12 protein-coding genes are annotated in these 12,128 nt (G+C 60.4%); 9 read left to right on the forward strand and 3 right to left on the reverse strand.

The window, feature by feature from the left end:
• Positions 1–10: 10 nt before the first annotated feature.
• From JFC09_RS12585 to JFC09_RS12625, 9 genes are all read left to right on the forward strand, one after another.
• A complete protein-coding gene (locus JFC09_RS12585; RefSeq protein WP_198394390.1) occupies positions 11–1,369 on the forward strand; it encodes a recombinase family protein in 1,359 nt (452 codons plus the stop codon).
• 114 nt (positions 1,370–1,483) lie between these two features.
• On the forward strand, positions 1,484–2,110 hold the full coding sequence (locus JFC09_RS12590; protein WP_198394391.1) for a hypothetical protein: 627 nt from the start codon (positions 1,484–1,486) through the stop codon (positions 2,108–2,110).
• A gap of 187 nt (positions 2,111–2,297) precedes the next feature.
• Positions 2,298–2,462 (forward strand): helix-turn-helix transcriptional regulator, encoded by a 165-nt coding sequence (locus JFC09_RS12595; protein ID WP_198394392.1) that lies wholly within the window; start codon positions 2,298–2,300, stop codon positions 2,460–2,462.
• A gap of 219 nt (positions 2,463–2,681) precedes the next feature.
• Positions 2,682–2,888 (forward strand): hypothetical protein, encoded by a 207-nt coding sequence (locus tag JFC09_RS12600; RefSeq protein ID WP_198394393.1) that lies wholly within the window; start codon positions 2,682–2,684, stop codon positions 2,886–2,888.
• A gap of 88 nt (positions 2,889–2,976) precedes the next feature.
• Positions 2,977–3,981: an AAA family ATPase gene (locus JFC09_RS12605; protein ID WP_198394394.1), complete on the forward strand. Its 1,005-nt coding sequence runs from the start codon at positions 2,977–2,979 to the stop codon at positions 3,979–3,981.
• Positions 3,981–4,220 carry a hypothetical protein gene (locus tag JFC09_RS12610; RefSeq protein WP_198394395.1) on the forward strand — a complete coding sequence of 80 codons (240 nt, stop codon included), beginning with the start codon at positions 3,981–3,983 and terminating at the stop codon, positions 4,218–4,220. The genes JFC09_RS12605 and JFC09_RS12610 overlap by 1 nt, the downstream gene beginning before the upstream one ends.
• A 634-nt stretch (positions 4,221–4,854) precedes the next feature.
• The gene (locus JFC09_RS12615) at positions 4,855–5,025 is read left to right on the forward strand and encodes a hypothetical protein (protein WP_198394396.1); all 171 of its coding nucleotides are present in this window, start codon (positions 4,855–4,857) and stop codon (positions 5,023–5,025) included.
• Positions 5,015–5,932: a hypothetical protein gene (locus tag JFC09_RS12620; protein WP_198394397.1), complete on the forward strand. Its 918-nt coding sequence runs from the start codon at positions 5,015–5,017 to the stop codon at positions 5,930–5,932. The genes JFC09_RS12615 and JFC09_RS12620 overlap by 11 nt, the downstream gene beginning before the upstream one ends.
• A 799-nt stretch (positions 5,933–6,731) precedes the next feature.
• A complete protein-coding gene (locus tag JFC09_RS12625; protein WP_198394398.1) occupies positions 6,732–10,046 on the forward strand; it encodes a phage tail protein in 3,315 nt (1,104 codons plus the stop codon).
• A gap of 650 nt (positions 10,047–10,696) precedes the next feature.
• Here the strand turns inward: JFC09_RS12625 and JFC09_RS12630 are convergent.
• From JFC09_RS12630 to JFC09_RS12640, 3 genes are read right to left on the reverse strand one after another with little or no spacing between them, the layout of a single operon-like run.
• Positions 10,697–11,296, reverse strand: a complete 600-nt coding sequence (locus JFC09_RS12630; protein WP_198394399.1) for a hypothetical protein — start codon at positions 11,294–11,296, stop codon at positions 10,697–10,699.
• Positions 11,297–11,332: 36 nt separating this feature from the next.
• Positions 11,333–11,827, reverse strand: a complete 495-nt coding sequence (locus JFC09_RS12635; protein ID WP_198394400.1) for an ImmA/IrrE family metallo-endopeptidase — start codon at positions 11,825–11,827, stop codon at positions 11,333–11,335.
• Positions 11,824–12,015, reverse strand: coding sequence for a hypothetical protein (locus JFC09_RS12640; RefSeq protein ID WP_198394401.1), 192 nt, complete (start codon positions 12,013–12,015; stop codon positions 11,824–11,826). The genes JFC09_RS12635 and JFC09_RS12640 overlap by 4 nt, the downstream gene beginning before the upstream one ends.
• Positions 12,016–12,128 lie beyond the last annotated feature (113 nt).

The raw sequence follows: 12,128 nt of genomic DNA on the forward strand, positions 1-12,128 counted from the left end.
AATGGTGAGTATGACAAAGGCGGCGACGTATCTGCGGATCAGCTCGGACCCGACCGGCCAGCAGTTCGGCATCGGCACCCAGCGCAAGCACACCACGGCACTCGTAGAGGCGCGCGGGTGGCAGCTGGTGGAAGAGTACTCGGACAACGACACCAGCGCGTCTAAAGAGCGCGGGCCGGGGACTGCGTGGGCACGGATGCTGAACGACGCGAAGGCCGGCAAATTCGACGTGGTTGTTGCTGTGGACATGGACCGCCTGTTGCGACGCACACAGGACCTCGTGACGCTGATTGAAGCTGGCGTGAAGATCGCCACCGCCGACGGCGAGCTCGATTTGAGCACAGCTGATGGTGAGTTCCGAGGGTCCATGCTCGCAGCAATCGCTCGGTTCGAAGCATCACGGAAACGTGAACGACAGATGCGCGCATACCAGCAGCGCCGGGAACAGGGGATGCTGGTCAATCCACGCAAGGTGCTGGGCTATTCGGCGGACGGGTCCGATCTGGTCGAAGATGAAGCGGACGCGATCCGAAGGGCGTACACCGACTTCCTCGCCGGGGTGTCGTTGGGGCAGATCGCGCGGGACTGGAACGCACAAGGGTTCGCCACCAGCAGAGGAAATCCTTTCAGGGTGGCGAGCGTGCGCTACGTGCTGTCGAGTCCCCGCAACGCTGGGATGATCCTTCACCACGAGAGCGGCAACGTGTACCCAGGCAGCTTCCCCGCGATCGTTTCCGAGGATACGTGGAGGGCGGCGGCTGACAAGCTGCGTGACCCGGCGCGCATCTCGCATTCGGGGACGCAACCGCGCTGGCTGCTTTCGGGCCAGGCTTGGTGCGGGCGGTGCGGGGAGCGGAAGATAAAGATCGGGGCGACGGACAACGGTGTCCGCAAGTACCGTTGCGGCTCGCACCTGTCCCGATTGGCGGAGCCTACGGATGAGTACATCTCGGAGCTGGTCATCGCGCGGTTGTCGGAGCCGGACGCTGTGGAGCTGTTCGCGCCCGACGGTGACGACATCGACCGTGAGGCGCTGCGGGATGAGCGAGTGACGGTCCAGGCCCGCATGGACGGGCTGGCGGGACTGTACGCAGACGGTGTGCTGGATGGCGACTCGGTGCGATCGACCTCAGCTGCGCTCCGGAAGCGCCTCAATGAGATTGACTCCACGCTGACGGAGGGGCCTTCGAGCATCCTGGAGGATGTCGCGTCGGCAGATGATGTCCGCGCCGTGTGGGATGGGCTGGACGCTGTACGTCGTAGAGCGGTGATGGATGCGCTGATGGAAGTGACTCTGCTTCCGGTCGGGCGTGGTCGCGGCGGCTTCGGGTTCGACTACCGGACGATCCACGTCGAGTGGAAGGAATGAGCGAGCATTATTGTATCGACGTAAATGCGACACGCCGGTAGCGGGCATAGAACGCTAGAGAAACTCGCACCCCTCGATTTATACTGGAATTAACCGGAACAAAGGGGAGTGGACATGATGACGGAAGCGCAGCAGAAGGCGTGGAGCGAGTCCCAGAAGTACGCTCGCCGACGGGCGGAATACATCGGAATGCACGACTGGGAAGACCTCGCCACCGAGACATTCATGATCGTGAATGCAGACAAGCGCCTCGAAACGATGAGTCCCGCGTTGATTGTCAACCGCGTCAAGGAGGTCGTGAATCGCGAGGTGGCGAAGATGACCAAGACCGACCGCGAGGCTCGATCGGCGAACAAGTACACGCGCCGCCCGGATCGCATCGCCGGCTACAACGACACGAAGCTGCTGGCCTCCGGGGCCGACGTGGTTCACAGTATGTCCCCTGTCGAGTTCATCGATGACGTGGTTGAAGGTGCAACGTTCGACGGGCATGACATGCTGCGTTGCGACGACCCGCTGGTGATGGACTCGTGGATGGAACTGGATGAGGTTCGGCGACGCCGGATTTACGAGAAGGTCGTTGAGGGTGTCGTGCACCCGAAGTCTTCCCCGGAGCGCCGGAACGCTAACCGTGCGCTGTCGGAGTTCGTGGACCTCGTCAACTCTCGCGCGGATATTGCGGTGAGCATCGATGCGCTCACTGACGCGGGCGTGGACATTCCGTGGGTCCCCTCAGACTGACATGTGAGCAAGATCACACTCGATCGGTCTCGTTTCTCCCCGTTTGAACCAGGGGGTGGCGCAGACAGAGAGAGTGTAGGGGGAACAAGGACCCCCACATCGAAGCCTCCGGATCTTCACCGGGGGCTTTTTTGATGCCCGAAAGTCAGATCAACGGGAACGGATGGGGGTGAACATGCGAGAAGTTATGACACGCGCGGAAGCCGCTGACTTCCTCCGCGTCGGCGAGAAGTGGCTGGCGAACAAGGCGTATGCGCCAGGCAGTCCCAAGTTCTTCAAGGTCGGAAAGCACGCGCGCTACCGCAGGAGCGATCTTGAAGCGTGGACTCGTCTTCAGGACGTGCAGAAGTAATCAGACATGTACGCGAAAACCCCCGGAGGCGGCTACCTCTCGGGGGTTTTCTTATGCCCAAATCCGTGGAGGGATTTTGAAAGCATCTCCGGCGAATCGTGGTGTGTCGCCGTACAAGGATCATATCGCACACCTGATTGCGAAGGCACCCCCGCTGACAGCAGCACAGCAGGCGAAGCTACGCGGACTGGTCCGATGAGCGTCCCTCAAGACGTTCACTTGAGGATCTACCGGGCCGCGACCGCGCTCGCTTATGCGCGGGGGTACGACGACGGCAGGCGGGCGCAGGCTCTCGATGACGAGGATCTGACTGAGGCGATCGGTCAGTGGGTGATGGACCGCGAAGCGCTGGGTAGGGACGTCGGTGCGGTGATGCGCGCGACGGTCGAAGACCTCAGAGCGATCTCATACCGACGACGGAACTAGTGCGGCGGATCCGAGGGCGGAGACCTTCGGTGGAACGCGCACGCAAGCAACATCTGATGGCGCACAGTGGTGCGCGGTGAGGACACACATGTCTCTGATGACAGAATACGGGGCTTACAACGGGACTTGGCTCATGGCCCAAGACTTCCCACCAACCGAATACGTTGTTGACGGGCTGATCCCGGAAGGGCTCACCTACATCATCGCCGCCCCAAAAATCGGCAAATCCTGGATGGTCCTGGACCTCGCGATCGCAGTATCCCAGGGAACACCGTTCCTCGGAGCGATCCCCGTGAAGACCAGGCCGACGCTCTACCTGGCGTTGGAAGACGGCCCCAGGCGAATACAGCGCCGCGCGCAGGGCCTCGACTGTTACACACTGCCCGACAACATCGTGTTCGTGCATCGAGTGAAGTCCGAGGACGCCACGGCACTGATGACAGAGTTTGCCGACTACTACGCCGGCCAACGCCCGCTGATCATCCTCGACACGCTGGGCAAGATCAAACCGCAGAAGGCCCCCGGCGCTGGCGCATACGAACACGACTATGCCGTGAGCGCCTCACTGAAAGACGTGGCCGACCGAGCTGACGGGTCTGTGGTCGTCGTTCATCACAACAGGAAAGCCGGGTCTGATGACTTCCTCGAAGACGTGAGCGGTACTCAGGGAATCGCGGGGGCAGCGGACACGATCATCGTCATCCGCCGCTCAAGGAACTCCCGGGATGCGGAGCTGCATGTTACGTCGCGCGACGCGTCAGAGGGCGCGTACGCCGCCCGGTTCGATGACGGCAAGTGGACTCTCACAGGAGCCGACCTCACGCAGGCTGCGCAGGCGTACGGGCAGCAGCAGGAGCAGAAGGGTCTGGGCGACGACAGTGCGGAAGTCCTCGCGTTCGCCGCGGAACGCCCCGAAGGTGTGCGCGCTGCGGACGTTGCGACACGCATGGGGTGGGAGCAGAACAAGGCTCGCACCTACCTTTCCAGACTGAACGATTCGGGGAAGCTCTCAAAGTCCGGCAGGGGTCTATATACCTGTGTTGCGACTGTTGCGACTGTTGCGTCCGAGGACTCGGAAGGGATGGAGGTCTGATGGTGAACGCAACACACGCAACACACGCAACACGCGTTGGGAAGCGCCTGTTCAACGAACAGCCAAGAAGACACAGGTTCAATCGCGAGCTTGCCCGATCCACAAGGGTGGAGCCCGCAGTCATGGCGGACGGCTCACCCGGCGTTGTCGTTTGGTACGGAGACAACATTCTCGTGATGACTGAAGCTGAAGCGATCGGACTGGCCAACGCGATCACCGACGTAATCGAGGACGCATGAACCGGGTGAAGGACCACCAGGGAGCAGCGTGGCCCGTCACCGGCTTCACATGCTCGATATGCAGGTGGCCGCTCGACGCGATATTGCGTGACGACGGTGCTCACCCGAACTGCGACCCTCAGCCCCGCGAAGGGGCTTTTTCTTTGCCCGAACGGAGCCAACGATGAACTGCTCAAACTGCTCGCGGAAGATCCCACCGGGACGACCGCACTACGACCTGCCGGCCGACCTCAGGGTCTGCGCTCTATGCGCCTTCCACGCGCCTGTAGACGTGCACAGCCTCGCCGCCCCGACGTGCGACAAAGACCACGATGCGTGGCGACACCCTCGCGCTCTCGTCCTTCGCAGGGGCGGGCAGTGACGGTCGACGCGGTATCCACGATCTGCGAACTCGCGGCACTCGCCGTCTTCGGAACCTACATGCTCACCCGCAAATAACGAAAGGAGGTGAACACGATATGAGTCTCAAATTCCAATGGTCACGCGGAGTCCGACTCCTCGACCACCCGGACGAACTCAATGAAGAAGAACTACGTGACGAGCTGATCCGCATATCTAACTATGCGAGTCTGCTTTTCTCCGACGTTGAAGCACACAAGATGACAATCAAGTGGTTAAGGAATTACGTCCGAAAATGAGTATCGAACAATACCGCACCGAACTGGCAGAACAACACGGCATCCGAGAGAAGTACATCCTCGGAAATACAGAACAGGAACTACGCGAATCAGCCGCAGAATACCTGCGATTTGTCGCTAACTACAAAGCAAAGATGGACCACAAGGAGAACCGATATGACGCATGAACTTCTCGCCGCCGAAGAACTCAAGGCGAAGGCCGACCAGCTGCTTCACCCGCAGAAGGAACGGGCGGATAAGGCACTCGCCGCCATCAGTAAGCGAATTTCCCAAATCCAATCGGAATGCCCTGAAGAACTGGTCCCCGTCAGCTCGGACAGGATCCTTCGCGGCGATGAACCGTTCGACGCAAAGACGTTCACGGCGGCACTCGCGCGTATCCGTGAGCGGCAGCCGTTCCAGGAGGAGATCGAGCGGCTCGGGCAGCTTGCTCTCGACCTCCGCGCCGAACGCAGGGAACGTCGTGGGTCCGGCCCGATCAGCGCAGTCTATGACTTCCTCAACGAACAGCTCGCGGCGCTCGTGCAGGAAGTCCGGCAGCTTGGGCATGTCCCCGCGACAGCCGAAGAAGCAGTGAGCGACCGGGCGTCGGCTGACGCTTACGCACGAGGGCAGAGACTGGTCGCTGTGTATGAGGCTATCCGCACCACGCAGATTGACGCGTGGCGGTCGGAAGGCGAGTGGAGTGCAGGGCACATGCCGGTATTCCGCGAGACGCTGACGGCTGACGCGATCGAACGCGATCGCGTGTGGCTTCATCGATGGCAGTCAGTCCGCACCGCGCGGGTCAGCAGGCGGCAGGCGGTGAGCGACTTCATCCTCAAGCTGCCAGAAGTCAAGTTCGACTCAATTAACCAGGGGCCGGGGCCGTTCCCGAAGGGGGTCAATCGGGTGGCGTATCTGCGGTGGCTGGCGAACGAGTGTCAGCCGTGGGTGATCGGTCCCGAACAGGCTCGCAGAACGCACCGCGAATGGAAGGACGCGCTCACTTCCGCAGCGCCACCCGAACGCCGTGACGCAGAATCGCTCATGTATAGCGGCAGGCGGTCAGTGGGGCGGACGCTCGGGATCTAGCACGGGCAGCCACATCGGGGGGTACTCAGAATTTGAGTACCCCCCTTGCTGTCCTCGGTAAGGAAGGGAAGGAATGCCGAAACCACAAACACCCGACAACCTCGAAGGCGCGGGCCTCGACCTCTGGAAATCAATAACAGACGAATTCCACCTCGCGCCACCAGAACTGGCGCTACTCGAAGAGACATGCCGCGTCCGCACAAGAATCAGCGAACTCGACTCAATCGTTGCGACTGACGGACTCATGACAGAATCAGCGCAAGGGCCACGAGTCCATCCAGCGCTGGTCGAAACACGGCAACAGCGATTGCTATATGCGAAGCTCGCAGCGCAACTCCGAATCCCGATGGACGATCTATGAGGCGTCGCGATGATGCGCCGTCAAGGCGTCCACTCCAAATACCTCCGCATATCTGGCGGCCAGAAGAAGGTGTGGAGTTCGCTGAATGGAAGGCTGCTTGGCACGACTGGTGGAACACGCTCCCTCCGGAGGATACTCAGCCGATCACTAATCCAGAAGGTGACAGAGTGCAGCGATCGATCATATTCATTCTTCACCATCAACGAGCGGTCCGAGACTCTTATGGGAGGAAGCGCCGAACAATGATCGAAGCGAGTGCCAGCCAGATATAATTAGAGGTAGGTGCATATCCGCGGGCACTTAGGCCTCGGTTGTCGATTACGCAAAGACGACAGCCGGGGCCGTTCTTATGCCCGGAATCCACTTCATTAGCCCCTCCGGGGGTGTCACTACAAGGAGCACATACATGTATTGGTCTATCAATGAATCGAGATGCAAATGGCTGCTGTTGAACTCGGCACAGCATATGTCCAACTAACGGCGAGTGCTCGCGGCCTGGGGAAGTCGGTCGCGAAGGAATTTGGTGCGGTCGATAAGCACGCGACATCGGCTGGCAGGAATGCGGGTAGCCGGCTCATGGCGGCGGCTGGTGCTGCGGCGAAGAAGGCTGCGGCTGGCGCTCTTGTGGCGGCGGGGGTCGCTGCTGGCGCGGCGGTCGTGTCCGGCTTCAAGTCCGCTGTGAACCAGCAGCAGGCGAAAGCGGTCCTGACGGGACTCTACGATGACGCGGCCAAGGCTGGCGACACGATGAAGCAGCTACGTGCCGTATCGAAGGCGTCTCCTCTGGACTACTCATCTTATTTGGAGGCGTCACAGGCGCTCGCGTATGCGGGGGTTGAGGGCACTGAAGCGGTCGGTGTGCTCAAGAACGTCGGCAAAACGATTGTTGGTGCTGGCGGCGATTCTGAGAAGCTGAATCAGGCGATGGGTGGCGTTCTCAAGGCCGTCAACAATGGCGGTATCGCCATGATGGATAGCCTGTCAATGATCTCGGAGTCCGGCGCGCCTATTCTTGCCGCTCTTGGTGAGGATATGGGCACGACCACCGATAAGGTGAAGAAGATGGCGTCTGAGGGCGCTATCAGCGTCGAGGACGTTCTCAGAGTGTTGGGCGACGAGTCCAACACTGTCATGCAGAAGTATATCAAGGCTGGCGACAGCGCTTCCACTACGTTTGCGAATCAGTGGAAGATGGCGACGGACAACATCTCGTCTTCCATTGGTGAAACTCTCGTGCCAATGCTCGACAGTATCGCACCAGCGATGAAGCCGATCAGTGACGCGATTGTTGACGGCATCGAGAAACTTCCGGAGATCTTCGAGAAGGTCACTAACGCTGTTCGAGAAAACCTGGGTGTGCTGAAAAACCTGGGCATCGTGGTCGCCACGGCGACGGCGGCATTCGCGACTTACAAGCTGACGGTCGCAGCTATCACGATTGGCACCGCAGCATGGAACGTCGTCACCAATGCGGCCCGGATCGCGACGGCAGGGTGGGCCGTTCAGCAACGGCTGCTTAACGCAGCGTTCAAGGCCAACCCGATCGGTATCGTGATTACGATCATTGCCGGACTGGTCGCGGCTGTCATCCTCGCCTATAACAACTTCGAATGGTTCCGAAACGTTGTGGATACGGCGTGGGCCGCGATCAAGAATGCGATCAGTGTCGTCGTTGACTGGTTTGTGAACACGGCGTGGCCGTGGATGAAGGAAATCATCACCGCGATTGGCGACTGGTTCGTCAACCTGTACCAGAACTACATCAAGCCCGCATGGGATGGCATTTGGGGTGCGATCCAGACGGCGTGGGGCTACATCGAGCCGGTGTTCAACTTCATCGTCACCGGTATTCGTGACCTCCTTATGGTGTACTTCCAGCTTCTGTGGGTGTACATCCAGCTCGTGTGGAAGGGAATCCAGATCGCCATTAAGGCGGCATGGGTTGTCATCAAGATCATCTTTGATGCGATTGTGGCGTTCGTTAAGAACGTTCTCGGCCCGATCTTCAACTGGCTGTGGAACAACATCATCAAGCCGGTGTGGAACTTCATCGTGAACTACATCAAGACCGCTTGGGCGGGGATGAAGATCACGTTCCAGGCGATCAAGTCGTTTATCGATAATGTTCTGGGGCCAGTGTTCCGGTGGCTTCGAGATAACGTTGTCAAGCCTGTGTGGGACGGCATCAAAACCGCGATTGACACGGTGTGGAAGTTCGTTCGCGATAAGGTGTTCGACCCGATGGTGAACGCTGTGAAGAACACTCTTCCTAATGCGTTCGAAAAGGGCAAGGACGCTATCGGTAAGGCGTGGGACAAGGTTCGCGACGTTGCGAAGAAGCCCATTAAGTTTGTCATCGACACGGTGATTAACAAGGGCATCATTGACAACTTCAACAAGATCGCCTCGACTTTCAACGTCGATAAGATCGACCGCGTTTCTCTCCCCAAGGGTTTCGCGACTGGCGGCTGGACCGGCGCGGGCCGCAAGTATCAGCCTGCCGGTGTCGTCCACGCCGACGAGTATGTGATCCGCAAGGAGTCCCAGCAGAAGCTGAGCCGCACCTACGGTCGCGGCGTCCTGGACCACATGAACCGCTTCGGCAGCATCCCCGGCCTGGGGTACGCCAAGGGCGGCATGGTGTGGAACAACCTATGGGGCATCGTCAAGGACGAATTCCCCTGGGCACGCCTCACATCCGCCTACCGCCCCGGATCCCGCACCGCCTCCGGCAACAGCTCCTACCACTCACGCGGAATGGCAGTGGACCTCGCAGGACCACGATCAATGGACATGCCAGCGATGATGAAGATCTTCAACTTCCTCGCGAAGAACTACGGGCAGTCCAAGGAGCTCATCCACTCCCCAGCGGGTGGCCGGCAGATCAAGAACGGACGCAACTACACCTACACAGGTGCAGTGAAGCGGATGCACTACAACCACGTGCACTGGGCGAACGACAAGCCATTCGGCGGGCCAACAGCCGCAGCCGATGGAGGCGGAGGATTCGACTTCTCCGGACTCCTGTCACCGTTCAGTGGTCTCTTCGACAAGATCAAGGAGGGCATCGACACGACGGGTGCGTTCGGGAAGATGGCCGCAGGAGCTGCGAAGAAGATGGTGCAAGCGCCTATCGACTGGATCACCGACAAGGCAGCGGCACTGGGTGAGTTCGTCTCCGGCGCTGTAGACACAGTCTCAACGCGGTTCGCGAAGGAACAGGTCCGCACCATCGCTCACTCCCACGGCTGGGGCTTCGGTGAGCAGTGGAGGGCGATCGTGGAGCTTGTGCAGCGTGAGTCAACGTGGCGCACCGACGCGGCGAATCCCGATAGCACCGCACGCGGCCTGTTCCAGAAGATGACCAGCCTGCATGGGCCAGTGGAGAAGACCGCAGCAACCCAGGCGATCTGGGGACTGAACTACATCAAGCGCACGTACGGCAACCCAGCCGCAGCACTGCGCTTCCACGACCGCAACAACTACTACGCGACGGGCGGACTCGTGAAGCCCACACTGTTCGACCGAGGCGGCATCCTCCAACCGGGTATGTCTCTGGTGGCCAACCAGACACGGAAGCCCGAGTACATCTTGCCCGCGCACGTCACCGAGAACCTTATGAACGGCGGCGGGGGCGGCTTCAAGATCGCAGAGCACATGACTGTGCAGGCGTTCGATATGACGGATGCCATGCGGGAGATGGAGCGGAGGGTGAAGCGGAAGGAGATGCTGCACGGCGGTGTGACAGTGTGACGAGACTCCCGGGAGGGGTACCCCACCAGGGTACCCCTCCCCCGGATGCCCTTCCTCGCCCAGCGGCATTGGCGTCTAAGTGTGCGTGCTGCATGGAACATTTGGGCCTACCCGTGCGTGTCGAGGAGGACGCGATGAGTACATATCGGAATGACCATAGTTACGTGCAGCGCCGGGATGCGTTGCGGCGGGTCGCGATGAAGAAGGATCTTCCGTGTCATTTGTGTGGTGAGCGGATTGATTATGGGGCGGTGTATACGGATCGTCGTGCGTTCACTGCTGATCATGTTGAGGCGGTGGGTGCGGGTGGCAGTATGACTGGTGTGTTGAAACCGAGTCATCGTGCGTGTAATTCGCGTCGTGGTGCGAAGCCGTTGGCTGAGTATTTGGCTGGTCGGGTCGATCGGCCACGGGCGGGTGGGGCGTGGTGGTGAGAGGCCCAATTTTCTGTGCATCGTGTGAATAACTCCCGCCAATGCCTTGGGGCGACGGAGCGGGGGGGGGTACGGGGGTGTGCGTCTGGCGCACTCCCTTCTCGCGGTGCCCTCTGTACTGCCGAGGGCACCCCTCTTTAAACGCCTGTGACTCCGTCGATCGACTGCGCCCCCGCATTGCCTTTCTGAGGCCGTGCGGGGGCGCTTTTGTCGTTTCTAGACGTACTTCTCTACCGTCACTCGATCAGGGTGCAGGACGTACTCGTCTTCGCTGCGGTCATCGATCTTCGCGAGAATTGCGTGTGGTTCCGCAAATGTCGTCCACACTTCTCCTGGGCGGGGTGATTCGCGCATCTCGCCGGACGCGAACCGCTGCGCGGTTGCGAGGCTGGTGGTCCATGCCATCCCCTGTTTCCGATCGTCTGGTGCGCCTCGGTAGAGGCTGACCGGGTGTGTCGGCGGGTCGGTCATCTTGCCGTTGTCGGTGTATCCGATCGACTCGAACATTTCGATCCAGTGGCGGGGTTCGACGCGGGCCTCGGGCCAGTCGCAGCCGGACCATGCGTCGCAGAGTCCTTGGGCGACCTCGGATGGTGTGAGCCTGTCCCAGTTGTCGTGGAGGATCTGGGGGAGGTCGTTCCTGCCCTGCATGTAGCAGAGTTCGTCCCATGTGTCGCCGGTCGGCTCGACGCGGGTGAGGTCGCTCATTGCCTGCATGAGGCCGATGTGGTCGTCGCCGTATTCTTCGGAGAGGCGGTTGAACTCGTCCATCACCCACTTGTTGTGGCGTTCAATCTCTTCGGCTGTGATTTTCATACTCGTCATTGTTGCCCCTTCTGCCGGTTCGTGCGCTTACGCCTTACGCCGAAGCGGTGTGCGACGTTCGAGTGGTCGGCCTCGGAGTCGAGCCGCGTACCCGCGCCCAACCTGGTAGTCGAAGGTGCGTGTCTCTGCTTTCGTCAACGTGCGTAGTCGAGCGCGGACCATCTCATCGTTGACGTGGAGTTCTTCGGCTGCCTCTTCGATGCTGTCGGCCCACTTGCACGCATCAACGAGGGCTTCGAAGGAGATGAGTTTCACAGCGGCACGCTCGTTACACTCAGCTTCGACTGACGGTTTGAACCACGACTCCACTCCTGGGCCGAGTCGCCCGGGAGCCTCTTCGTGGATGTGGAAGTGTTCGAGTTCGTGTGCGAGCGTGGCGCGGCGTTCGCGCTGTAGGAGACGGGGGTCTACCCATACTGCGGCCTCCACGTCGGTGACGGCGTTCGCGTATTCGAGTTCCCATTCGTAGACGGTTACGCCGCGTTCGAGCAGTTCCGCCTCGGGGTCGTAGTGGGTGGTCACGGGGTAGCTCCTTCGCGGAGGCGGATCTCTTCGCGCAGGATCGTGAAAGCCTTGACCCGTTCCTGGGCTTCGTTGGTTGACCCTGTTTCGAGGAGTCGTGCGACGACGTAGGCGGTGTGGTTCATCTCGTCGCGTAGCTGCTGAGCTGTGAGGTCTGCGGCGTCTGTGGGTGTGAGTTGGTTTTGCATGGTGTCCTCCGTTGGTGGGTGAGTAGGCGAAGCGGTCGCCCGAGGGGCGCAGAAGCTTTTGCCCCGTCCCCAAGCGCCCGCCGACCGAACCACGCTCCGACCGACAATCGGGT

Source organism: Brevibacterium yomogidense, assembly GCF_016107685.1.
Taxonomy (GTDB): Bacteria; Actinomycetota; Actinomycetes; order Actinomycetales; family Brevibacteriaceae; genus Brevibacterium; species Brevibacterium yomogidense.